This is a genomic window from Paenibacillus chitinolyticus (assembly GCF_045038035.1).
Classification (GTDB): Bacteria; Bacillota; Bacilli; order Paenibacillales; family NBRC-103111; genus Paenibacillus_F; species Paenibacillus_F chitinolyticus_A.
The window spans coordinates 108,858-133,144 of record NZ_CP173427.1; the positions used below are offsets into that span (position 1 = coordinate 108,858).

23 protein-coding genes are annotated in these 24,287 nt (G+C 55.4%); 18 read left to right on the forward strand and 5 right to left on the reverse strand.

The genetic code is table 11. The features are described from left to right. Positions 1 to 292: 292 nt before the first annotated feature. Positions 293 to 5,302 (forward strand): glycosyl hydrolase family 18 protein, encoded by a 5,010-nt coding sequence (locus ACI48J_RS00480; protein WP_405081185.1) that lies wholly within the window; start codon positions 293 to 295, stop codon positions 5,300 to 5,302. Positions 5,303 to 5,402: 100 nt separating this feature from the next. On the opposite strand, the gene ACI48J_RS00485 is transcribed toward ACI48J_RS00480, so the two are convergent. Next, entirely contained in the window at positions 5,403 to 6,353 is a 951-nt protein-coding gene (locus tag ACI48J_RS00485) for a DMT family transporter (RefSeq protein WP_326051403.1), read from the reverse strand. 97 nt (positions 6,354 to 6,450) lie between these two features. Here ACI48J_RS00485 and ACI48J_RS00490 point away from each other — a divergent pair, with 97 nt between their 5' ends. From ACI48J_RS00490 to ACI48J_RS00500, 3 genes are all read left to right on the forward strand, one after another. Continuing rightward, entirely contained in the window at positions 6,451 to 7,323 is an 873-nt protein-coding gene (locus ACI48J_RS00490; protein WP_326051404.1) for a LysR family transcriptional regulator, read from the forward strand. A gap of 82 nt (positions 7,324 to 7,405) precedes the next feature. Next, the gene (locus tag ACI48J_RS00495) at positions 7,406 to 9,799 is read left to right on the forward strand and encodes a TPM domain-containing protein (protein ID WP_405081186.1); all 2,394 of its coding nucleotides are present in this window, start codon (positions 7,406 to 7,408) and stop codon (positions 9,797 to 9,799) included. Between the two features lie 250 nt (positions 9,800 to 10,049). Then, a complete protein-coding gene (locus ACI48J_RS00500) occupies positions 10,050 to 10,229 on the forward strand; it encodes a hypothetical protein (protein WP_326051488.1) in 180 nt (59 codons plus the stop codon). Between the two features lie 3 nt (positions 10,230 to 10,232). Here ACI48J_RS00500 and ACI48J_RS00505 read toward each other — a convergent pair whose 3' ends face one another. Continuing rightward, complete coding sequence (locus ACI48J_RS00505) at positions 10,233 to 11,144, reverse strand: serine/threonine protein kinase (protein ID WP_405081188.1); 912 nt, start codon at positions 11,142 to 11,144, stop codon at positions 10,233 to 10,235. A gap of 226 nt (positions 11,145 to 11,370) precedes the next feature. On the opposite strand from ACI48J_RS00505, the gene ACI48J_RS00510 reads away from it, so the two are divergent. From ACI48J_RS00510 to ACI48J_RS00545, 8 genes are all read left to right on the forward strand, one after another. Continuing rightward, positions 11,371 to 12,048, forward strand: coding sequence for a response regulator transcription factor (locus tag ACI48J_RS00510; RefSeq protein ID WP_405081190.1), 678 nt, complete (start codon positions 11,371 to 11,373; stop codon positions 12,046 to 12,048). Beyond that, complete coding sequence (locus ACI48J_RS00515) at positions 12,045 to 13,406, forward strand: histidine kinase dimerization/phospho-acceptor domain-containing protein (RefSeq protein ID WP_405081191.1); 1,362 nt, start codon at positions 12,045 to 12,047, stop codon at positions 13,404 to 13,406. The genes ACI48J_RS00510 and ACI48J_RS00515 overlap by 4 nt, the downstream gene beginning before the upstream one ends. A gap of 76 nt (positions 13,407 to 13,482) precedes the next feature. Next, positions 13,483 to 14,397, forward strand: coding sequence for an ABC transporter ATP-binding protein (locus ACI48J_RS00520; protein ID WP_405081193.1), 915 nt, complete (start codon positions 13,483 to 13,485; stop codon positions 14,395 to 14,397). Beyond that, positions 14,394 to 15,107, forward strand: coding sequence for an ABC transporter permease (locus tag ACI48J_RS00525; RefSeq protein WP_405081195.1), 714 nt, complete (start codon positions 14,394 to 14,396; stop codon positions 15,105 to 15,107). The genes ACI48J_RS00520 and ACI48J_RS00525 overlap by 4 nt, the downstream gene beginning before the upstream one ends. A 1-nt stretch (position 15,108) precedes the next feature. Then, the gene (locus tag ACI48J_RS00530) at positions 15,109 to 15,849 is read left to right on the forward strand and encodes an ABC transporter permease (protein ID WP_405081197.1); all 741 of its coding nucleotides are present in this window, start codon (positions 15,109 to 15,111) and stop codon (positions 15,847 to 15,849) included. 170 nt (positions 15,850 to 16,019) lie between these two features. Beyond that, positions 16,020 to 16,145, forward strand: coding sequence for a hypothetical protein (locus tag ACI48J_RS00535; protein ID WP_405081199.1), 126 nt, complete (start codon positions 16,020 to 16,022; stop codon positions 16,143 to 16,145). A 118-nt stretch (positions 16,146 to 16,263) separates the two neighbouring features. Beyond that, a complete protein-coding gene (locus ACI48J_RS00540) occupies positions 16,264 to 17,160 on the forward strand; it encodes a diacylglycerol/lipid kinase family protein (protein ID WP_405081201.1) in 897 nt (298 codons plus the stop codon). A gap of 132 nt (positions 17,161 to 17,292) precedes the next feature. Further along, entirely contained in the window at positions 17,293 to 17,613 is a 321-nt protein-coding gene (locus ACI48J_RS00545; protein ID WP_405081203.1) for a hypothetical protein, read from the forward strand. Positions 17,614 to 17,656: 43 nt separating this feature from the next. On the opposite strand, the gene ACI48J_RS00550 is transcribed toward ACI48J_RS00545, so the two are convergent. Continuing rightward, a complete protein-coding gene (locus ACI48J_RS00550; protein ID WP_405081205.1) occupies positions 17,657 to 17,788 on the reverse strand; it encodes a hypothetical protein in 132 nt (43 codons plus the stop codon). 5 nt (positions 17,789 to 17,793) lie between these two features. Further along, the gene (locus ACI48J_RS00555) at positions 17,794 to 17,931 is read right to left on the reverse strand and encodes an FAD-dependent oxidoreductase (protein WP_326051503.1); all 138 of its coding nucleotides are present in this window, start codon (positions 17,929 to 17,931) and stop codon (positions 17,794 to 17,796) included. 161 nt (positions 17,932 to 18,092) lie between these two features. On the opposite strand from ACI48J_RS00555, the gene rluF reads away from it, so the two are divergent. The 6 genes from rluF (at position 18,093) to ACI48J_RS00585 (ending at position 22,851) form a co-directional block, all read left to right on the forward strand. Beyond that, a complete protein-coding gene (gene rluF / locus ACI48J_RS00560; RefSeq protein WP_326051504.1) occupies positions 18,093 to 18,782 on the forward strand; it encodes a 23S rRNA pseudouridine(2604) synthase RluF in 690 nt (229 codons plus the stop codon). Positions 18,783 to 18,837: 55 nt separating this feature from the next. Continuing rightward, complete coding sequence (locus ACI48J_RS00565) at positions 18,838 to 19,599, forward strand: threonine/serine exporter family protein (RefSeq protein ID WP_405081207.1); 762 nt, start codon at positions 18,838 to 18,840, stop codon at positions 19,597 to 19,599. Between the two features lie 15 nt (positions 19,600 to 19,614). Next, positions 19,615 to 20,040 carry a threonine/serine exporter family protein gene (locus tag ACI48J_RS00570; RefSeq protein WP_326051506.1) on the forward strand — a complete coding sequence of 142 codons (426 nt, stop codon included), beginning with the start codon at positions 19,615 to 19,617 and terminating at the stop codon, positions 20,038 to 20,040. A 232-nt stretch (positions 20,041 to 20,272) separates the two neighbouring features. Next, a complete protein-coding gene (locus tag ACI48J_RS00575; protein ID WP_405081209.1) occupies positions 20,273 to 20,851 on the forward strand; it encodes a uracil-DNA glycosylase in 579 nt (192 codons plus the stop codon). A 357-nt stretch (positions 20,852 to 21,208) separates the two neighbouring features. Continuing rightward, a complete protein-coding gene (locus ACI48J_RS00580) occupies positions 21,209 to 21,634 on the forward strand; it encodes a DUF1641 domain-containing protein (RefSeq protein WP_009676027.1) in 426 nt (141 codons plus the stop codon). Between the two features lie 35 nt (positions 21,635 to 21,669). Next, positions 21,670 to 22,851, forward strand: a complete 1,182-nt coding sequence (locus tag ACI48J_RS00585) for an NAD(P)/FAD-dependent oxidoreductase (RefSeq protein WP_405081211.1) — start codon at positions 21,670 to 21,672, stop codon at positions 22,849 to 22,851. A gap of 205 nt (positions 22,852 to 23,056) precedes the next feature. On the opposite strand, the gene ACI48J_RS00590 is transcribed toward ACI48J_RS00585, so the two are convergent. After that, positions 23,057 to 24,193 carry a stalk domain-containing protein gene (locus ACI48J_RS00590; protein ID WP_405081213.1) on the reverse strand — a complete coding sequence of 379 codons (1,137 nt, stop codon included), beginning with the start codon at positions 24,191 to 24,193 and terminating at the stop codon, positions 23,057 to 23,059. Positions 24,194 to 24,287: the final 94 nt, after the last annotated feature.

A 24,287-nucleotide genomic window follows, 5' to 3' on the forward strand; every position in this document is an offset into this window, starting at 1 on the left:
TTCCCCCACTTTCGGCTTATCGTCATTCATAATTCGCGATTCATGAAGCACTCATTTCACGTCGTTAGGTCCATTCCTGTCTCCGTGCGGAAGCACGCATTTATCTTTCATCGGCTTTATGTAACCGTTTACCAAGTTTTCTGATGAGCTTTATGAGGGTTCACGTGTTTGTTTTAAGTTCATGCCAAGCGGCTGAATTTAGAAGCAATGCCTGCGAAGAGAACGCACTGGAGGTGAGAAGGATTCCTCTTTGGAATGGCATTGTATAAATTTGATGAAATCGGGGTGTAGTATGAAAGCGCTTAAGCAATCCTTTGTTTGGAGATGGCTTGTTTTACTTCTATGTACAAGCATGGTCTTTTCAACTTATCTGACTGTTGTTTCGGGACAAGCAAGCGCTCAACCGGCCGATATCAAGGGGCATTGGGCAGAGAAAGAGCTCGGCGAATGGCATGATAAAGGCCTGATCGAAGGCTATTCGGACGGTTCTCTTCAGCCGGATAAGGCCATTACGCGCGCAGAGCTTATGGCGCTTATTAACCGGTACTATAAATTAACGGCCTCCGCTTCGATCCAATTCACGGACGTTACGGCGGACCAGTGGCAGTATGAACAAATCAGCAAAGCGGTTGCGGCCGGGTATGTAGACGGCTACAGCGACGGAAGCATCCGTCCGGATCAGCCGGTCAGCAGACAGGAATCGGCGGTCATGCTCGCCAAGCTGCTCAAACTGGACACTTCTTCCGAAGACGCGCTTTACAAAATTAAAGACGCGGCGTCGATTGCCGATTGGAGCAGAGGCGCGGTAAGCGCTATGGTGGCCAAGGGAGTGATTGAAGGCTACGAAGATGACTCCTTCCGCCCCGCAGGCAAGCTGACCCGCGCAGAGACCGTAGTCCTGCTGGGCCGCGCGCCATCGCTGCAAACCGTTTCCTTCGACAAGGCCGGTACGTTCGGGCCGGCTGCGGGAACCGAAACGGTTAACGGGAACGTTGCCGTTAATGTATCGGGCGTTACCCTGCAAAACACCGTCATTCGAGGGAACCTCCTTCTGGGTAAAGGCATCGGAAACGGGGATGTCACCTTGAAGAACGTGAAAGTAACGGGAACCGTTACGGTCAACGGCGGCGGAGAAAATTCCATCCGTCTCGTAGATACGGTTCTGATCAAGGTTGTTGTCGATAAGGAAACCGGCGTGGTCCGTCTCGTGGCCCAAGGAAATTCCTCCGTTCAGCAAACGGTTGTCCAATCTTCCGTTAAATTAGAGGAAAGCTCTTTGACGGGAGCCGGTTTCATCGACGTGATTGTTCCGAAAGAACTGGCTGCCGGTTCTACGGTCCAACTGATCGGAGCATTTAACTCCCTGAACGTGCTCGCTTCCGGCATCAAAATCGAGCTTTCCAAAGGCTCCATCGGCAAAGTAACCGTGGACGGAAGCGACACGACACTGGCCGTTAGCAACGATGCCGGTATTGTGTCTCTCGTGCTGAATGCCTTGGCCAAAATTACCGGCTACGGCTCGATCGAAAGCGCGACGGTAAACGAGGGCGGCAAAGGCTCTTCCTTCGAGAAAACACCCGTCAAGGTAGACGGCCCGCAGAAAGGCTCCATCACAACCGGATTGCCGATCGGCGGCGGCTGGGGCGGTTCCGGAGGCAGCTCCGGCGGCGGTTCCACGGAAACGGCCAAGAAAGTCATCGCGTATGTACCCGGCTGGAAAAACTGGTCGGCCTCCAACCCGATCGACGCGGCCAAGCTGACGCACATCAACTACGCGTTCACTCATGTGAAAGACAATAAAATCGTCTCCCTGCCGGGACAGAACGACGATGCGAACTATGCTTATCTGCAAAGCTTGAAGAAAGATAATCCGAAGCTGAAAATTCTTCCTTCCGTCGGCGGATGGGGAGCGGACGGTTTCTCGGATGCGGCATTGACGGAAAGCGCGCGCAACACGTTTGCGGACAGCATCATCGAGTATATCAAGAAGTACAAGCTGGACGGGGTCGACCTGGATTGGGAGTATCCGACGCAAAGCGCCGACGGTGTTATGAAGGCGCGGCCGGAGGATAAGCAGAATTTTACGCTTATGCTTCAAACGATTCGTCAGAAATTAAACGCTTTGGGCAGTCAGGACGGCAAATATTATGAGCTGACGATTGCCGTCGGCGCTACGCAAAAATACCTCGACGGGGTTGAAATCGAGAAGATTATTCCGCTGCTCGACAATATTAATTTGATGACCTACGATTTCCACGGCGGATGGGACACCAAAACCGCTCACCATACGAATTTGTATGCCGGTGATCTCAGCGTAGATTCATCCGTTAAGCTGTACCTTGCCAATAAAGTTCCTGCAAGCAAAATCGTGATCGGTGGAGCTTTCTACAGTCACCTGTGGACGGATGTAGAAGCGGCAGGCGGCAAGATCGTGGGTCAAAAGGCGGTCGGTAACGGCGCAACACCGACCTATAATGAAATCATCTCGAATTACAATGAAGCTAGCGGCTATAAGCGCTATTGGGATAGCGAGGCTAAAGCTCCATACTTGTTCAACGAGCAAACGAAAGTATTCCTTTCTTACGACGATCCGGAGTCTCTCCATGCCAAAGGAAACTACGTACTGAGCCAAAAACTCGGCGGGGCAATGTTCTGGGAATACAGCCAGGATCAGACGGGAGCTTTGCTGGACGCGCTGGTTAAAGGAGTCGGGGGCCATGCTCTGAATCCCGACACGACAACCGTTCCGGCCCCTCCCGCAGTTACAGGCGTAAGCGAGGGGCAGACCTACAAGACGGGCGTACTGCCCAACTGGAAGGATGCGGCGGGTACCGCAAGCGGCGCTACGCTGAACGGAGCCCCTTACTCCAAGGGAACCGGTATTATAGAAGCGGGCGAATACACGCTCGTCGTGACGGCGGCACACGGCAAAAGCGGCAAAACGGCTTCCACGACCGTGAAGTTTAAAGTCGAGCCGCAAACGAAGGTAATCGGCTACGTGGCCGGCTGGAAGAACTGGTCCAAAGCGAAGCCTGTCGACGCGGCCAAACTGACGCACATCAACTATGCGTTTACGCACATCAAAGACAACAAGATCGTGCCGATCGAAGGACAGAATGACGATGCGAATTACGCTTACTTGCACGGCATTAAAGCACAGAATCCGGATCTTAAAACACTTATTTCGGTAGGAGGCTGGGCGGCGGACGGCTTCTCGGACGCGGCGCTGACCGAGGCTTCCCGCAACACCTTTACGGACAGCATCATCGAGTACGTGAAGAAATACAACCTGGACGGCGTAGATCTGGACTGGGAGTATCCGACCCAAAAGGCCGGTGATACGAAAGGCCGCCCGGAAGACAAGCAGAACTTTACTTCCTTGCTGCAATTAATGCGCGACAAGCTTAACGCATTGGGTCTTGAAACCAACCGCTATTACGAGCTGACAATCGCAGCCGGAGCGGGATTCGGTTATCTGGAAGGCGTAGAGATCAGCAAGATTACTCCGCTGCTGGATAACATCAACCTGATGACATATGATTTCTCGGGCGGTTGGGTTCAGAAGACGGAGCACCACACCAATCTTTACGGATCCGGCAACAACAGTGTCGATCAATCCGTGCAGCTTTATAAGAAGAACGGTGTGCCTTCCAGTAAAATCGTCATCGGTGCCGCATTCTACAGCCACTTGTGGACGAATGTGGAATCCTCCGCCAATAACGGGCTCGGTCAAAAAGCCGTAGGCACTCCGGCAACGCCGACCTACAGCGTGACGCTCGCGACTTACGGCGAAGCCAACGGATATACCCGCTATTGGGATCAGGATGCTAAAGCTCCATACCTGTATAACGCTCAGACAGGAATCTTCATCTCCTTCGACGATCCTGAGTCCATGGCCGAGAAAGCGGCTTATACGCTGAAAGAGAAGCTCGGCGGAGCTATGTTCTGGGAATACAGCCAAGACGAAACCGGTGCTCTGCTGGATGCGCTGGTTGACGGGCTGAAAGGCAGCCCTTACACGCCGGACACGACTTCCGTGCCTGCGAAACCCCAAATTGCCAATGTTGCTGAGGCAGAAACCTACACGACAGGTGTGCTGCCCAACTGGACGGATGCACCGGGTACAGTCGGAGTGGCTACGCTGAATGGAGCGGAATACATTAAAGGAACAGGGATTACGGAAGCAGGCGACTATACCCTGGTGGTCACGGCCGTTCACGGTAAAAGCGGCAAAACGGCTTCTACAACCGTTAAGTTTAAAGTAAATCCGAGAAAGAAAGTGATCGCCTACATCGCCGGCTGGGAAAACTGGTCTGTCACGAATGCGGTTTACGCGAACAAACTGACGCACCTGAACTATTCCTTTACGCTGGTGAAAGACAACAAAATCATTACGCGTCCGGAGCAAAAGGACGACCAGAACTACCAATACATTCACAGCCTAAAGGCACAGAATCCGAACCTTAAAGTGCTGTTTGCCGTTGGAGGCTGGGGAGCGGACGGCTTCTCGGATGCGGTTTTGACCAACGAAGCCCGCGACACCTTCTCGAACAGCATTATCGACTACATCAAGAAATACAATCTGGACGGCGTGGATATCGACTGGGAATATCCGACGATCAGTGCGGACGGAGTAATGAAAGCGAGACCGGAAGACAAGCATAACTACACCCTGTTCCTGCAAATGCTCCGGGAGAAACTGAATCAGCAGGGGCTTACCGACAACAAGTATTATGAATTGTCTATGGCGGCAGGCGCCGGGCCAAGTCACTTGAAGGCTCTCGAAGCCGAGGAAATATCCAAGTATCTGGATAATTTCAATATTATGACCTATGATTTCTCAGGCGGATGGGTTCAGAAGACGGAGCATCACACGAACGTTTACGGACCGGGACTCAGCATGGAAACCGTGGTTAAACGGTTCATAGACGCTAAAGTTCCCGCCAATAAAATCGTCGTCGGCATCGCCTTCTACAGCCACATCTGGTTGGATGTGGAGTCGACAGACAACAACGGTTTGGGGCAAAAGGGTAAAGGCCAACAGTATACTCCGACCTACAACGAAATTTTGGAGAAATACAACGCGGCCAACGGCTATACCCGTTACTGGGACGATGCTGCCAAGGCACCGTACCTCTTTAACGGCAACACGTGGCTTTCCTATGACGACCCTGAATCCATAAAGGCGAAAGCCCAGTTTGTACAGGATCAGGGATTGGGCGGAGCGATGTTCTGGGAATACAGCATGGATAAATCGGGCGCACTTCTCGACGCGCTGATCAACGTGATTCCCGTTAAGTAAACGCGGCTCGCAAGCATGCAGGATTAACGGATAGGCTTCTATCAAAATAAGAAACCGGCGGAGGCTCAGCCCTCCGCCGGTTTTTCTTGTTTCCGAACCGTTATTTAAAGTCCCTTGCCTGACCCAGACTCGCGCAAGGGGGGATATCTTTGGACTTTTTTGCCTTGGCGGCAAGGAAAGACCGGGGCGGCACGTTCACGAGTACGATACTGACCACGATGAGGATCAGTCCAGCCAGCAAGTTGATCGTAATCGCTTCGTTCATGAAAATAGCGCTGGCGGTAATGGAGATCAGCGGAATCAGGAAGGTGAACGAGGCGACTTTACTCGCTTCGCCCGAACCGACCAGCGTGAAGAAAGCCAGCCACCCCATCGCAATGACGAATACCGAAATGAAGAGCAGGCTGAAGACGAAAGGGCCGGTCCATGCGATGTCCGAGACGCTTTCTGTGGAGAGGCCCGTGCCCGTCAGGACGACTCCGCCCATCAGCAGCTGCAGCGTGACCATCCAGATGGAGTCGACGCGGTCGCCTGTTTTTTTCATAAAAACGGTGCCGAAAGCCCAGCTCACCGCAGATCCGAGCGCCAGCAGAATGCCGGTAAAGGAGATATGCCCGCTCAGCCCCGCTGAAGTAATGGTCGCCACCCCGGCGAAACCGAGGAGCAGGCCGAACATTTTCAGTCCGTACATGGATTCGCCCAGCCACAGCCAGGAGAGGATTCCAAGCAGCACCGGCTGGAAGAACACGATAGCGGAGAACAACCCCGAAGGCAGGTAACCGAGCCCGACGGTCTGCAATCCGTAGAACAAAATGATGTTCAGCACGGCGGAAATCAAATAAATGTGCCACGTTTGCTTGAAGTTGAGCTTCTTGTATCTCGGAATGGCGACGAACAGCAGCAGGAAGCCGCCGATCAATGTACGAATACCCGCGAACAGCAGGGGCGGTGTATAAATGAGCGCGTGTTTGGTCAGGGGCCAGTTGATCCCCCACATCAAGACCAGAAACGCGAGCAGGAAAGCCGTTCGTTTACGGGAAGAACGTTCCATATGAATCACTCCTTGGTTAGAACTGCTTTCTTATGATACGATGGGCTATAAGATAAATAAAATGAATAATTTTTATGAGGAGCATAAGCGAAAGGTTATGACCATAACTCAATTTCAGGTTTTTGTGAAGATAGCGGAGACGGGAAGCTTCACCAAAGCGGGCCTGGAGCTCAACATGACGCAGCCTGCCGTGAGCCACGCCATTTCCAGTCTCGAGGCCGATCTCGGCATCCATCTGATGATCCGGGACCGGAAGAACGGCATTACCCTGACGCATATCGGGAAAAGAGTGCTCATCCAAATGCGCGAAATTTTGCAGCGCGTCGAGAACATCGAGCAGGAAATTGCGGCGGAGAAAGGGCTGGAGGTCGGAACCGTCCGCATCGGCGCGTTTCCTACCGCCGCGGCTCATTTTTTGCCGAGGATCATGAGCACGTTTAAGCAGAAATATCCGAATCTCCAGCTGGTGCTTCATGAAGGCACGATTGCCGAAGTGAAGGAGTGGCTGTCGACGCGCTTTATCGACGTGGGCCTCGTTATTTTTCCCGATGCGGATATGGAGATCGTTCCTCTTTTTAGAGACAAGATGGTGGCTGTTCTTCCGGAGAACCACGCGCTGGGGGGAAGAAGTTCTCTCACAATCTCCGATTTGAGCGGAGAACCGATGATTTTGTGCAGAGGAGGATACGAGGCCCCGATTATCGATTTGTTTCAGAAGTCGGGCGCGGATCTCCGGTTGGCTTTTGCGGCGTCCAACGTCGCGACGGTACTGAATATGATCCGGGAAGGGCTGGGCCTCGCTATCTTGTCCCGCTTGTCCTTATCCGCCCTGCCTCCGGGGCTCGTTACGCTCGACCTGGAGCCTCGCGTCTGCCGGGATATATCCGTAGCCGTGCCTTCTTTGAAAGAAGCATCGCTGGCGGTGCATTTATTTATTCAAACGGCCAGAGAGCTTTTTCCCCGGGAATGAAGGGAAGGTGGGAAAAGAATGGCAACCGGTATTTTCGGGTAAAGAGCATGTAAAAAGGTCAATGGAGCGAAAGGGGAACAAGATGAAGAGAATCCGTGTGATAGGGCTTGCCTTACTCCTGATATTTCTTACCTGTTCGGCTGTGTTTGCCGCGGCGGTGCCCCGGAATAACGGAATCGTTACCGATCCCGTCGGTTTGCTCACGCAAACCCAGGCCCGGCAGGTGGAAAGCGGACTGAAGAACAAAGATTACGAAGTGTTTGTGCTTACCGCCAAAGGCTTAACCGAAAGGGAGGGAGAGCGCCTCGCGAATGAAGCTTACGATCAATGGGGGCTGAACCGGAATCAGCTGATGCTGGTCATCACGACTCAGCCTAATTTTGTCCATCTGGTTTATGAGAACGAGCAGTTGGCTGCGGCCGTTTCGCGAAGCAAGGCGAAGGATGCGAAGGGGATCGTCGATCTTAAGTTTGTGCCTGCCGCCGGAGAAGGCAAGATTGGAGAAGGTATTCTGGCGGTCAGCGGCTACGTGAACTCGCTTGCCGGAGCGGGAGCTTCGGGAGCCGGTGGCTCTTCGGGCAGCATGGCCTCGATTCTTCCGGTTGTGCTGGGGCTCGCCGTGATTGGAGCGGGAATTTGGGCTTTCTGGCAGTACAAAAGAAGGGCCGCGGCCCGGAAACGGCTGGCGGAAGCGAAACAACTGCTCGACGGGACGCAGCCGGTGCTGAACGGAATGCTGTTTTCGGAAGTTTTTCAGGACCTGGAGAAACAATTTTTGCAAGGGGAAACAAAAGAAAAAGCCGCCGAGCTGGAGAATGCGGTAGTGCGGCTGCAGGGAGAAGCCGAAGAGCTGGGCGGACGCCTGGCGGCTCAGAAAATTCCTTTTCTCCTTAACGCCAAGGGAGAGGCCGAGACGAGAAACCTTCTCCAATCCGTGCAGGAATTTGTCAAAAAGCTGGAGCCGTACAGGACACAGCTCGCGGAGATCGAAAAGCAATCCACGGAAGTCAGAAAATCCGTGAACCGGGCAAAGACCGGCATCGCCGAAGCGGAGGAAGTTGTCGAAGCGCTCGCCCGCCGGACAGGTTACCCGCTGACTGCCCTGAGGAAGCATGCGGAGCAGGCGAAGACGGCTTATGCCAAGGCCGACGAGCTGGACGAATTCGATTTTATGCAGGCCGAAACGTCGGTCGAAGCCGCCCTGAAGGAGCTGGATTTCATCAAGGAGTCGGTTAAGGACTTCGAAGTGCTTGAAGCGCGGCAGCCCGGATTTTTACCGGGGATTGGAGCAATGGAACAAGAACTCAGGGAAAAAGCGCGGCGGGAGAGCCTGCTGCTTACCGATGGCGACCCCTATGCTCTGCTTGAGCAGGCAAGGGAAGAGACTGTCCGTCTCGGTACTCTGCTGGAAGCGGGCGATACCGAAGCGGGCGGCCGGAGCGTGGCCGCCATAGAGGAGAGCATGGGGGCCGCCCGCAGCCTGGTGGAGGCGATGATCGCCGACAGGGAGTCTGCGCGGAAAACGGCCCATGAGATCGAGGAGCTGACGGGGGACCTCGGCTCATTCGACCGCGCCTACCCGGAGGAGTCTCTTAAAGTCGCCCGCGATTACGCGGAAGCGCACCGGCGGGAGCAGCAGGCCGACTACACCCGCATGACGCGGGCGCGCGAAGAGCTTGGCCGGCGGCTGACGGAGATCCGGTCCGCACTCGCCCCGGACGTCCAGGAGTACCGCTCGGCCCGGGAGGCCGGTACGGAGGCTCAAGCGCTGATGACCGAAATCCGCGAGCTCCGCACGCGGATTCTCGGTTATCACGAAAGCTTGGACGCGCGGGTCCGGACCGTCCGGCATGCGCTGGACGAAGAACGAAGCCGGCTGCGGCAGGCGGCGTCCGCTTTCGGGGAGCTGCAGGTGGAATCACCGGAGCTGTCCGCGATGATCGGCGACGGCGAAAGCAGGCTGGCCCAGCTGGAGCAGCTGGCGCAGGCACCCGTGCTCGACGTGGACCTGCTGGAAGAGCGCCGGCGGGGGCTGGCCGTCCAGGCCGGGCAGGCCGCGGAGCGTGTGCAGCAGCTGCTGCGGGAGAAAGAAGAGACGCTGCGCACGATCAGGCAGCTCGAAGAAGAGTACCGGAGCCGGCATTCCCGGTATGGCGGCAGCATAAGCCTGTCGCCCTATTCCTCCGGTTACGAGACGCTGATGGAGGAAAGCCGGGGGCTTATCGCCCGGGGACTTTTCGCGGAAGCGATGCAGCGCATCTCGTCCGGTCGGCAGCTGCTGGAGCAGATGGACCGGGACTATCAGCGCCGGATGTACGAGGAGCAGCTTCGCCGCAGAGGCCCCGGCGGGCCCGGGGGCGGCGGCGGCTCCTCCGGAAGCTCCGGCTGGGGCGGAAGCGGAGGGCGTTCCTCCGGCAGCTCGAGCTGGGGCGGCGGCTCTTCCGGAGGGAGATCCTCGGGATCGTCCAAATGGTAGGGTGCCGCGTGGCATGAAAAGCGCAGACAACAAGTTGCGGGAATGAACGAAAAGAAGAAGGGACGGGATTCCTCCTTCTTTTTTTCATTTAACGAAGATGAGAATTTGCGGCTGCCCCTTAATCTCTCGGGGCTCGATCGACAACCGGGCAGCGTCGCAACGGCAATAGCTGTCCGAGGGGGAATTTTCTCCCCGATCTGAAACGGTTTCCTTGCCTTCCCGTATAGTACACCCAAAAGGAGGTATGGCCATGCTAAAAAAATTGCTGACTAAACTTCTTGGTGCCGACAAGCACAAAGGCTCCCACTACCGTCCCCACAGCAGCAGCGACAATTTCCGCAGAGATTCCCACAAGAATTACAACGGCCACAATAACTACGGTCACAATCACTACAAGAAAAAACGTTCTTCCAGTTCCTACAGCAGCTAATCCTCATCCTTCAAGTTCCGCCAGAATTCCATCGATTTCGCTTTGTATCTCGTCCGCACGTTCATAAGGCTGTTCCGTCAAAAGCAACCGGCGGAGCAGTTTTTTCGTTCCGGGATGCAGAAGCAGCTCCTTTTCCCAGCTCAGTCCGGCGCCTTTGGCCGCACTTTCGTCATCCGTTGAATAGGTGCTGTACAGCAAAAATAAGAGCAGATGACCGGCCGCGTAAAAATCGCTGGTCACATGGACCGCCCTCCGGAATTTTTTCTCGGACGGATCGTCGTCGTCCACATCCATATCCCACCGGGACAAATGCTTTCCGTGAGGGCTGTCCGAAGCGGAACCGCCGGAATCAACCGCACGGGCAAGCCCGAAGTCGATCAGCTTCACCCGGTCTCCGTCCAACAGCACGTTGGCGATCGAAAAGTCCCGGTGGACGATTCCCTGAGCGTGCAGCATCCCGGCAAGCCCCAGCAGCCGCCGGACAAGCAGCAAAGCTTCCTTCTCGGAGAAAGCCTTATCCTCACGGAAAAGCAGCGCATCCAGCGAGCTTCCCCGTACATACTCCATCGCAAAGCAGAACTCGCCCCGCCATCGGAAAGCCTCGTAGAATGCCGGAATATCCGGATGACGCAGCTGCCGGAGCATAGCGGTTTCCTGCCCGAAGATGTATTCCGCCCGCTCTTTGCCGCCTCTCACGGGCGATACCCTTTTCAGCACCACCTGCTGTCCGCTATCCGTTTTCCGCGCCAGATAGGCGACGCCGAAGCTGCCGGCTCCGAGTTTTTCCACGATTTTGTAGGTACCCGCTATCACCGCACCCTTTCGAAAAGGCAAGCCGCGTATAGAACGGAGGCTTTTGCCGAAGCATTTATGCAGATAGGTGTACAGGTGTTTGAAACGCTTAGGCATCCTCATGGCAGAGGCCTCCTTTTCCGGCTGGTATACGGCTTCAGATCATAATCAAGACAGCGGAACAACGATCGCCAAGCGGAGTGTGGCATTTTTTTTATCCACCGGCAATCCCCCGCAGATTCATAAGCATGTTATACGTAAAAAAGCGCCTTGAAGTAGCAGCCCCTTTTGACAATCCGGCGAATGTCTTTGTAAAGTAACGGTAGCGAGACTGGAAGGAGTTAGAAGCATGGCCGTGAAACAAATTTTGTACATTGAGGACGATCCCGAAATCGGCAAATGGGTCAACAGCCACTTGATCGAGCGGGGCTACGAAGTGAACTGGCTGAAATCCGGAGAAAAGGCGGCGGAATACTGGGAGAAAAGCGACTTGGTCATTCTGGACGTGATGCTCCCTGGTCTGGACGGCTTTTCGATCGGGCAGCGGATGAAGAAGAATTACCCGGATACGCCCGTTCTGATGCTCTCCGCGCGGACGTCCATCGACGATAAATTGCAGGGTCTGCAGTTCGCGGACGATTACGTGACGAAGCCGTTTCATCCGGATGAACTGGCGGCCCGTGTGGAAGTGTTGCTGCGGCGTACGGGTAAACCGGCCCAGGCGGAGCTCAATCTGCATCATTTGCAGATAAATATGGAGGAGAACCGGATCGTGGACACGCGGACCGGAGACGAAATTATTTTGACGGGGAAACAATTTCAGATTTTCATGTATTTCCTGCGTCATCCGAATCAGATTCTTACAAAAGAGCAGCTGTACGAAGGGGTCTGGGGAGATCCTTACATCGACGGGGACAAAACGCTGATGGTTCATATCCGCTATCTCCGCGAAAAGATCGAGCGGGACCCCAGCCAACCGGAAATCGTGGAAACGATCCGCGGCATCGGTTACCGGGTGCGAGCATGAAGTGGCGCCACTCGCTGCTGGTTAAATATTTGAGCATCGTCGTGTTCGCGATGCTGATTTGGCCGATTATTTTTCCGATGGCCGCTGTTCTGTATTATTTGCCGCATTCGTTCAAATCCCAGGAAGAGAACCGGCAAACCAATCCCTATGCGAGAGGCAATGACATCGAGAAGTTCTGGCACGGCGAGGCCAAGAAGCTGCAAGGAGCCGGTGGCGAGGGGATCGACAAGCGGATTCGGGAGCTGAAGGAGAAGTATCCGAAGGCGGATCTGTTCTGGGTCGACGGCAGCGGAAAAACGCGCTTAACCCTGCCTGAACGGGCGGATCTCCCCGCCGTGTGGGAAGCGGCCGATACGATCGCTTTTATGAAAAAAAGCTACAACGGCGATCCTTTCACAACGGTCGCTTTCGTGGGAGAAGATGCGGCGCAGGGGTTTATGGTGATGCAGATTCCGCGTGCGCTGATGAAGGAGGAACGCCCGATATACAGCGACCGGTATGTCATCGGGATCGTTTTGCTGGCGTTCGCGTTGTTTCTGTTCGCTTCCTGGCTGTTTTTCTACCGTATTCGCAGGCGTCTCGTTCATCTGGAAGAGGCGATGGCGCTGCCGGAAGGCCGGGACATTCCTCATCCGGTACCCGTCAGCAAGAAGGACGAAATCGGACAACTGGAGCTGGCCTTCAACCGGATGATCGAGGAGCTGACGACGAGCCGCCAGCGGGAACGCAAAGAGGAAGGGCTCCGAAAGCAGTTGATCGCGAACTTGTCCCACGATCTGCGTACTCCGCTGACGATTATCCGCAGTCACGCCTACTCGCTGCAAAAGGAGCCGATCTCCGCGTCAGGCAAATCTTCGCTGGCTCTGATCGAGACGAAGTCCGACGATCTCAACCGGCTTATCGACAACCTGCTGTCGTATACGCTGCTTTCCGCCGGAAAGTACCCGCTCCAGCGGACCGAGATCGACGTGGCCCGGCTCGCCCGGACGTCCGCCGCCGCCTGGTATCCCGTGTTCGAGGAAGAGGGCATGGCGATGGACGTCGGAGTGCCGGAGCACCCCGTCTACTGGAAGGCAGATCCCCAGTGGATGAGCCGGATCCTGGACAATCTGTTCCAGAATGTACTCCGTCACGCCAAGTCCGGCGGATATATCGGGCTTCGCACCGAGGAAAGGAACGGCCGGACCGCTCTGGTCATCGAGGACAAGGGCCCTGGCATGAAGGCGCCGTCAGAGGAGAAGGGAGCCGGAATCGGTCTCACGATTGTCGCGCTGATGGTGAAAGAGATGCATCTGGGCTGGGACGTCGTCAGCTCGCCGGAGGGGACGGCTATCTATTTGTTCCCGCGCGACCGGTGATTTTAAACGAATCTTAAACAAGCCGCACCCTGGGATTAACCTTCGCTCTTTAACATAAGGGGCGAGGTGATTTTCCATGAACGAAATGATTATTCAAACCTTCGGGCTGTCCAAACAATACAAGCGGAGATCCGCCGTGGACAACGTGAATCTCCAAATCCGCAAAGGAGATATTTACGGCTTTCTCGGGCCCAACGGCGCCGGGAAAACGACGACGATCCGGATGCTGCTCGGCTTGATCCGCCCGACGAAAGGGACGGTGCAGCTGTTCGGCAAAGATCTGCGCAAGGAGAAGCTGGCGATCCTGCGTAAAGTGGGCTCGCTGGTGGAATACCCTTCCTACTACGGTCACTTGACCGCTTACGAAAATCTGGAGGCTATCCGCCGCATTCTCGACGTGCCGAAACAGCGGATCGACGAAGTGCTGGCGATTGTCCGCCTGACGAAGGAAGCGAAGCGCCCGGTGAAGGGCTACTCGCTCGGCATGAAGCAGCGTCTGGGCATTGCCGCCGCGCTGCTCGGCAGCCCGGAGCTGCTCGTGCTCGACGAGCCCACGAATGGGCTCGACCCGTCCGGCATCCTGGAGATCCGGGAGCTGATCAAAAGCATGCCGCAGCAGTACGGCGTGACGGTTCTGGTATCTAGCCACCTGCTGAGCGAGGTGGATCAGATGGCCAGCCGCGTCGGCATCATCCGCGGGGGCTCGATGATCTTCGAAGACACGATCGAGAGCCTGCGCAGAAAGGCGGGCGGCCAGATCCGTATCGCGGTGGACGCACCGCAGCAGGCGCTGCGTACCGCCGCCTCGGCCGGCTGCTTCGCGGTGGCCGACGACTCTTCGCTTCTTCTTGAGGAAGCTCCCGATGAGAAGATCGCTCAGGTTGTAACCGGCCTGGTCCAGGCGGGGCACTCCGTCTACCGGGTGGAAGAGAAGAAGAAATCGCTGGAAGATTTCTTCCTGGACCTGGTAGGGGAGGGAGACAGCTTATGATCGGCAGAGTACTGGCCGCGGATTTCCTGAAAATCCGCCGGACGCTCGTATGGTTCCTCGTAATGCTGGGTCCCGTGGGCGTGGTCGGCCTCCAGGCCGTCAACTTCGGCCTGCGCTACGACTATCTGACCAAGCAGTACGCGAACGATCTCTGGTACGCGCTGCTATCGAACATCCAGTTCCTCGCCGCCCCGGCCCTGCTGCTCGGCATGACGCTGCTGACGTCTATGATCGCGGGCTACGAGCATCAGATGAATTCCTGGAAGCAGCTGCTGGCCCTGCCGGTTTCCCGCTTCAGCGTGTTCACGTCGAAGCTGCTGCTCGTGCTCATTCTGCTGCTCGTGTCGTGCCTCTTGCTGGCGGCGGGGTCCGTGCTGCTCGGCCTCCTGCTCGGCTTCGGGATGAACGTTCCCGTTATGCACGTCATCCGCATCAGCCTGTTCCCGCTTCTCGCCGGCACCCCCATCCTGGCCGTTCAGCTGTGGCTGTCCGTAGCGGTCCGAAATCAGGCCATCCCGCTGACGGCCGGAATTCTGGGAACCGTCCTGAGCCTCTTTTCGATCCGGCTGCCGGACTGGTTCCTGTGGAAATGGCCGCTGCTCGTGAACGAGGCCGGACGGCCCGAGCTTAACGTATGGCTCGGAATCGGCACGGGTATCGTCGTGTTCCTGATCGGGCTGACTCACTTTACAAGACAGGATGTGAACTGAGATGGCCGCTTTCTTTAACATACTGGGTGCCGAATGGCTGAAGCTGCGTAAAACGAACATTTGGCTGCTGATTTTCATCTCTCCGCTGCTCGCATTCGCGGCCGGGCTGGCCCTGACAGTGCCGCCGGCCGAACCGCTTATCGCTTGGGCGCTTCTACTGAGCACGATGGGCGTCATTCATGCGATGCTGTTCCTCCCGCTGCTGACCGGCGTCTTTGCGGCTTTCGTGTGCCGCTACGAGCATACGGGCGGGGGCTGGAAACAGGTGCTGGCCCTGCCGGTATCGCGCTCCCACCTGTTTCTCGCCAAGTTCCTGCTCGTCGCCGGGCTGCTCGCCGTCACTCAGCTGCTGTTCCTCGGGGGCTTGATCGGAGCGGGCTTCATCAAAGGACTCGGAGCAAGCATCCCATGGAGCCAGCTGCTGTGGCCCGTCTTCGGAGGCTGGCTCGCTACCCTGCCGCTGGCGGCTCTGCAGCTTTGGGTATCCGTCGCCTGGGTGAGCTTTGCGGCTCCGCTCGCGCTCAACGTCATCTTCACGCTGCCGAACATTCTGGTAGCCAATTCCGAGACGTACGGCCCGTTCTATCCGTGGGCGCAGCCGTTTTTGGCGATGCTTCCGGCGAGCGAAACCAGCCTGGGAGGGCTTCATGTTTCTTTCGAAACGCTGATCTATGTCATTCTGGGAGGCTTCGTCGTTTTCTTCCTCTCGGGTCTGGGTTATTTTCAAAGAAAAGAAATTTGATGAGTTTTACGGATTTCTCCCAATTTTCTGGATAAATGATAGAATGAGAGAAGGTGCCTGAAAGGTGCATCTTCTCTTTTTTGCGTTAAGAAAAGGCGGAAGCGCACAGGGCAGAAATTTTCGGAAAAGCTCTACAGGGTGTGATTGGTCTCGGAGGAAGCTTCTGTGCCATGCTGCTGGCTTTGTCGTCTGGGCTTGCCTGGGCCATCTCCAACGTAATCTTCAAACGCAAGCTGGCCCACTGCGAAAATCTCCAGTTTACGATCTGGCAGATGGTAACGGGAGCGGCGGGATAGGAGCAAAACGGGATCTCGAACCCGGATTCCTTTTTTTAGAAAAGGCGGTCCGAATTTCTGGATCGGGGTAAGTACAGGCTAGAGATGGAAATTGGCGTAAGCGGAGGAGGCAGGGAGAATGTTCGGAAAAGCGATTCTGATTCATAACGGCAGCGCCGGTCAGGCGGAAACGGGCACCAGGCTTGGAGCGGTGATCGGCCCGCTTGCGGCGGGAATTGGAGAGCTCACGCTGGTGCAGACGAAAGAGCCCGGAGATGCGGAGCGGATCTGCCGGGAACGGGGGGAAGAGACGGATCTCGTCCTCGTGCTGGGCGGGGACGGGACCGTCCATGAATGCGTGAACGGGCTGGCGGCGCTTGCCGCCCCGCCCGTCGTCGGTATTCTTCCCGGGGGGACATGCAACGATTTCTCCCGGGCGCTCTATATTCCTCAGGAGCTGGATCGCGCCGCGGAGACTCTTATGCGGGGGAAGACACAGACGGTAGATATCGGACGGGCGAACGACCGTTACTTCTCGAACTTCTTCGGTATCGGCCTCATTACCGACGCCTCGGTCAATATCAATCCGCAGCTGAAAGGGATGATCGGCAAGCTGAGTTATTTTATCAGCACGCTCCAGACGGTAACGTCCGCAGATCCGTTCCGCTTTACCCTGGAGCACGACAGCGGGCAGACGGGCGGGGAAGCGGTGATGCTATTCGTCGCCAACGGCCGGTTTCTCGGCACGAGGCCGCTGCCCCTGGCGCCCGATGCTCTGTATGACGGCGTCCTGGATGTGGCGATTATCCGTGAAGCGGGGCTGCCGCTGCTGAAGGAATTGTTCAAGATCAAAAATTTTGAGGAATGGGATTCCGAGAAAAGCAGCTTCGAGTTCATCCGCACGACTTCCTTGAAGCTGACTACGGATCAGCCTATGCAGGCGGACATGGACGGGGAAATTTATGCGCGGACTCCGGCGGAGATCTCGGTTCTAGGAAAAAAGCTGACTTTCCTCGTCGGGGAAGAACAGCCGTGAAAACAAACCGCGGCAGGAAAGCAAAAACGCCCGTCTCTCCTTAAAAGAGACGGGCGTTTCCCTTTTTTTCAACGGGCATCCGGAAACTTCTTCGTTCCGTTTCGTATGAATGGTGTATAAGGAAGAAATCTCATGATTACGGAGGCTGCCATGGAATCGAAAAAGAAGTACGGAACCGGCTCTACGCTGTTAAGCATTCTGGGCGTTCTGACGCTTGTCGGGAGCTACCTGATCTCGGAGAATCCTGCCGGAGGCGAGTCGGCGGGCATTCGGCTGCTTTTTTATACCGCCATCGGTTCGCTTGCCGCAAGTCTTGTACTGGGCTATGCGGGCATGCTGAAAGAAGAGCGGGGCTTTCTGAAATTTGCCGCAGCGGGGAGCATCTTCCTGGTCGCCGGCGCTTTGATTGCGGCCCTGCTGCTGATGCTTCTTGCCGGGTTCCGGGAAACGTGAAGATTGCCTTCCGCCGGAAGAACGGCCAAGAGCCCGTTTCTTTTTATTCCGGTTGTATATGACTCAGATGCCGGAGTTTATCCGGATTGATCACGATATAGATAGCCGCAATACGGTTCTCTTCAAAATGAAAAGAGACGACGGACGACAGCTTCCCGTCCGAATAGCTTGCCATTCCCGTCAGTCCGTGGCCCGGCCCCCGAGCCGGTGCGATTTTTCCAGGACAACGACCGATTTTCCCGCCTGAGTGAGCTTTACTGCGGCAATAAGCCCTGCCAGACCGGCGCCGATAACGGCTGCATCATAGGTTTTTTCCATCCTTCTCATCCTCCGTTTGGGTGTGATGCCATCAAGACGGGGAAGGCACTGTTTTTGTGACAGAGCGGCGGCGCGAATTGCATCCGATTATGGTACAATACAGGCATATAAATCGGTGGGAACTCACAACCTAACAGGCAAAAGAAGGGGATAGCAGCTTCATGCGGATCAATAAATTCATTAGCGAAACGGGTATTTGCTCCCGACGAAAAGCGGATGAGCTCGTCCAAGCCGGACGTGTGACCATTAACGGGGCTCCGGCTGAGCTGGGCAGTACGGCCGAGCCGGGGGACGATGTGAGGATCGACGGCAAGCCGCTGGGGACCAAGAAGAAGTCCGTCTATATAGCATTGAATAAACCGGTCGGCATCACGTGCACGACGGAGCGCCACATTCAAGGCAATATCGTCGATTTCGTGCGGCATCCGGAGAGAATTTTCCCGATCGGGCGTCTGGATAAAGACTCGGAAGGCCTTATTCTCATGACCAATGACGGGGATATCGTCAATAAAATTTTGCGCGCGGAAAATAACCACGAGAAAGAATATATCGTCACCGTGAATCAGCCGATTACGAACTCCTTTGTGCAGGGCATGTCCACGGGCGTCCGCATTCTGGGAACGAAGACGAAACCGTGCAAGGTGACCCGGATCAACGACCATACCTTCCGGATTATCCTGACGCAGGGATTGAACCGGCAAATCCGGCGCATGTGCCAGGCGTTCGGGTATCAGGTGCACCGGCTGCAGCGGGTGCGCATCATGAATATCAAGCTGGACGGACTCCCCAAAGGAAAATGGAGAGACTTGAGCGAAACCGAGTTTAGCCGGCTGATGGAGCTGCTGGATTGAAAACGGCGGCAGTGAAGGGCAGCATCTTATCTACATCCACAGGAAGAGGTGCGCGATGGAACAGGCGTCCAGTCTCGGTCAGACTTATAAAATCGTAGATGTATGCCTGCTGGCGGGGAAAATCATGCTCCAGAACGGAGCGGAAACGTATCGGGTGGAAGATACGATGACCCGCATAGCGGCCTCTTACGGCCTTCATCATACCCACAGCTTCGTGACTCCGACGGGCATTATCTTCTCCGTGGACGGCAGCGATCCGACCAAGCTGGTCCGGATCTCCACGCGGTCCACCGATTTGCACAAAGTGACGCTGGTCAACGGGCTTTCCCGCAAAATAAGCGACGGACAGCTCGACCTTCAGGAAGCGCATCGGCTGCTTCTCAAGGTGGATAAGGCCAACTTGGCCTATCCCGTGGCTATCCAGATAGCGGCGGCGGCCGTGTCCAGCGGCTGTTTTACGATCATGTTCAACGGCGGGTGGCCCGATTTTCTTCCGGCCGTCGTTACGGGCGGGCTTGGCTTTATCGGGTTCCTTATTTTTCACCGGTATGTGCTGATCAAGTTCGTGGCCGAGTTTCTGGCTTCCTTCATTATCGGCATGCTGGCCTCTATGTTTATATGGACGGGGCTCGGACAGGAGCTGGACAAAATCATCATCGGCTCCGTCATGCCGCTTGTTCCGGGCCTGCTGATCACGAACGCCGTGAGGGATTTGATGGCGGGCCATCTCGTGTCCGGCTTGTCCAAGGGCGCGGAGGCTTTCTTGACGGCGTTTGCCATCGGAGCCGGCATCGCGGTCGTCTTTTCATTTTATTAACGGAGGAATCCCCCAATGATTGCACAGCTCGTGACGAGTTATATCGCCTCCGCCGCCTTCGGCATTATTTTTAACGTTCCCCGGAATACCTTGATCCAGTGCGGTTTCGTGGGGATGATGGGCTGGCTCGTGTATGTCGCTCTCGTGCGGGGCGATACCAACGCCATCGTAGCCACCTTGGCCGCGGCTTTCTTCGTGACGGTCATATCCCGGGTATTCGCGCGTCTTTACAAGACTCCCATTATCGTTTTCAGCGTGGCGGGGATCATCCCCCTCGTTCCGGGAGGCATGGCCTATGACGCGATGCGTTCTTTCGTGGAAAACGATTATAATCTTGCCGTTCAGCTCGCCGCCAAAGCGTTTATGATTTCCGGTTCGATTGCCGCCGGTCTTATTTTTTCCGAGGTGATGAACCAGCTTTTTAAAAGGCCGAAGGCCTAGCTCGGGCAAATACGGAGGTGCAGCGCTTTTGCCGCCGTACCCACGACCATCCGGTGAGTTCACGCGGGTGGTTTTTTTGATTGCCGGATGAGATGTCCGGAAAAAGGGCCGTTTTCGGACGAATGACCGTTTTTTTTACGGCAACCGTTAACTCGGAGAATGAAATGTAGTAAAGCAAGAAGGGCAGGGCCATACTAGTTCCAAAACCGAATGAAAGGGCGGTGCGGTGCCCATGGCGATTTTTACCCCCTCCATCCTGCCGGAAGAAAAGGCCCCGCCTCACGCCGCCGGATGCAGGTTGTGCGAGCTGGCGGATCAGCGGCAGCGGGTCGTCTGGGGAGAAGGGGACCCGGGAGCGAAAATCGTGCTAATTCTGGACAATCCGGGCGCCCGGGAGAACCGGGAAGGCGATCCGTTCCTCTGCGGAACGAGGGAAACGCTGCAGATCGGCCTGCATGAAGCGGGGCTGGACATCAGCTCCGTGTATGTCACGTATCTGCTTAAATGCCGTCCGGTCAGAACGTACGACAAGCCTGCGGCAAGGGCCGCGTGTTTTCCTCATTTGAAGGCCCAGCTTGGAGCCAAAAATCCGCAAATTTTGTTTGGGTTCGGCAACACGGTCGTCCAAACCTTGTTTGCGGACGAAGAGAAAGACGTCAAAGGGCTGAGGGGCGGATGGCATACCGTAATGGGGCTGCCGATAGCTTTTTCCTATCATCCTTTAGCGGTCCGGCGGAGGCCTGTTTTGATGAAATATTTTATCGAGGACTTATCCCTTCTGGCGGTAAAATCGGAAGAATTATTGGAATAAACAAGCATGTATACCTGCTTAAGGAGCGGGAGCGCAAAAAGAAGTGATTTTTGTCACAAATTATTCACATGTGTAAAAAATAGTTTTTCTCTTGTCAGCAAGACGGAGGTATAATAAGAGTACATAGGGTTCCGTTTCGACCTGTTCGACATTTTTCCCGATCATGCAAGTGATGGACTCGCAGCCAAGAAAAACCTTCTTCCTTTTATGTGAAAAATGTTACAATCTTATCAGGCCGCGTGAGTTCATTTATCACCAATAGGGAAACTTATGCGAAGACAGAAGACGTCTCGATGGCTAGGCAGGGATCGAAAAATAAACGGGCTTCTATTTCAAAGCAAAGGAGGACGTTAGCTTATGTCAGAAACATCCAATCAAACCCCAAGCACTACCGAAAAAAGGGAAACGCAGGATGTCCTTGATCAGTTGATGAAGCCAGAGGTTCAGGAGTCTTTAACCGTTCTCGTGGAGAATCTGCCGAAATTGGCGGAAATGGTGACGATTCTTACCAAAGCTTACGATTTGGCCCAAAGCGTTGCGAGCGACCAAGTTCTGATCGACGACCTCAAAGGCGGTATGAACGAGTTTGTTAAGCCGATCACCGAGAAAGCCAAAGGCGTAGCTGCCGCTGCAATCGAAGCAAGCGACCGCGCTCAAGCGGAACATTCCTCGATCGGCCTGTTCGGACTTCTCAAAATGCTGAAAGACCCGCAAGTACAAAAGACATTCCGTTTCGTACAGGCATTCTTGGATGTTCAAGCCGAACGGCAGCAACAGCGTTAAATCATAGTAAGCTGAAACAAGAATGGAGGATGAGTATGTCCAAGCATATTTTGATCTTAGGTGGCGGTTACGGCGGCTTGCTCAGCGCACTGACAGCCCGTCAACACTTGACTGCGGAAGAAGCTACGATTACGGTTGTTAACCGTTTTCCTACGCATCAAATCATTACCGAGCTGCACCGCCTGGCTGTAGGTAATCTGCACGAGAAAGCAGTTGCCCTGCCTCTGGAAAAGCTCCTGCGCGGCAAAGACATCAACCTGGAAATCGGCACGGTCGAAACGATTTCCGCGGACAGCAAGCGCGTCATCCTGTCGAACGGCAAATCGTTCGAATACGATAAGCTCGTCGTTGCCCTGGGCAGCGAAACGGCGTTCTTCGGCATTCCTGGCCTCCAGGAACACAGCTTCACGCTGAAATCCGTTAATGACGCCAACCGCATCCGCGAGCACGTGGAAGCACGCATCGAAGCTTACAGCCAGACCAAGAACAAAGCGGACGCGACATTCGTAGTCGGCGGCGGCGGTCTGACCGGTATCGAGCTTGTGGGCGAACTCGCCGACATGCTGCCTGGCCTGTGCCGCAGCAAAGGCGTCGATTTCAACGACGTCTCCCTGTACTGCGTCGAGGCGGCTCCTTCCATCCTGATGGGCTTCCATCCGGAACTGATCGAGCGCGCTACGACAAGCCTGCAGAAGCGCGGCGTAACGTTCCTGACGGGCGTTGCGATCACCGAAATGCAGGAATCCGTCGTTTCCCTGAAGGACGGAAGCACAATCGAAACCAGCACGCTCGTCTGGACAGGCGGCGTACAAGGCACTCCGGTTGTCGCTAACTGCGGCATCGAAGTGAACCGCGGCCGCGCGACGGTCAACGAGTTCATGCAGTCCACGTCCCATCCGGACGTATTCCTTGCAGGCGACTGCGCCGTGGTCTTCCCGGCCGGTGCCGAGCGTCCTTATCCGCCGACCGCACAGCTGGCTTGGCAGATGGGCGAAGTGGTCGGTTACAACCTCTTCGCGGCACTGAAAGGTGCTCCGATGGACGTCTTCACTCCGGTATTCTCCGGTACGCTCGGAAGTCTGGGCCGCAAAGATGGAATCGGTTCGATCGGCGGCAACCAAACCCGCCTGAAAGGCCTGCCTGCAACGCTCATGAAAGAAGCAAGCAACATCCGTTACCTGTCTCACATTCATGGCCTGTTTGCACTGGCTTACTAAGAGCGGTCCGGAATCTTTCCGGAATCAACCGGTCTGAACATAAGTCCCGGCATTCTCCTTCGGGGGAGTGGCGGGGCTTTTTTATGCTTTTATGCGGGAAGAAGACTTGTCCGGCTCCGCAAAAAAAGCCCGTTTAAAGAGCGGAGACGCTTCTTTAAACGGGCTGCATAAGGGGGGAGGGTCCAGCCGCTGAGAAGGCCCGTTTTTATTTAATCACGAGCTGATCGCCGGTTACGGCGACGTCGGCCTTCAGCACCTTGGAGAAGAAGGCGGCGGGCACATACATATTGCCGTCTTCTTTAATGACGGCCGCTTCGCCAAGGGAAAACGGAGCCATCTTGTTGATGGTGTACGCATCTTTTCCCTTGTAAACGCTTGTCCATACCGCGCCTTTGGACAGCTCGGCGGCCCATTGCTCCTGGTTCCACTTAAGCTGGAAGCCCAGCTTCTCGGCCGTAACGCGCAGGGGAACCATGGTGGTGCCTGCCGCTGTGGTGTAGAGAGAGCCCTGCTTCGCCGATAGTACTTCGCCGCCCACTACGAGACGTGAGGGTACGGAGGCATTTCCTCCCTGAGCGATGGGAACGGAGAACTCCTGGATGCCTGCCGCATAAGGGGCAATCTCGTAAGGCGAGAACACGATCACCGCTTTACCGTCCTTGATCTGGAAGGACTGCGTGTCGGTAATGCCGGAGAACGCGTCCTCGAAGAAATCATCCGGATGCTTGGCGATTTCCTGACGGATCTGCTTGTCGATAATCGCTTTATAATTCTCCCCGAATAAATCTTTCAGCTCAATCTTCTGAGCTTCCTCCGCATTCAGGACGTTATAGGTGTCCACACGGGGCATTCCGTGAGCGCCCCCCGTATAAACGGAAGTTACCACTCGCAGCGACAGACGGTTCGCGTCTTCCTGACCGCCCGATGCGCTTACTTCAACTACCGAATCGACCGAATAAGGCATTGCCAGCTCGCTTGCGGAACCGTTGGCGGCGGCCAAATCGCCTTGAGCCTGTTTGCGCACGGCCTCCACATCTTTCATGGCATGCCGGTAAATAATATCGTTAAGCTCGTCCTGATAGTGCGTGTCTTTCATTCCCTGTATAACAGGAATTTTAAGATTGACGCTCAGTTCGGGGGATTCTTCCTTTATTTCTTTGGTTGTCACCTGTACATTTCCGGTTTTAACGGAAGCCGGTGCAGATACGGGTTCCGCCGCGGCGGACACAGAAGCGGCCGCAGGCGCCTGTACCGCGCTATTCGCGTAAGAAGTTCCGGCTGAGGCCGCCAGCAGACAGGAGCCTGCCAGGCCAAGTGTCAGAAGTTTAAATGATTTTTTCATAATAAGTATCCCTCCTAGGTTGTCCGGTTTCATTATAGGCACCCTTTGCATCAAGGTGGGTTACAGAGAGGTAACATTACCCATCGGAAGACCA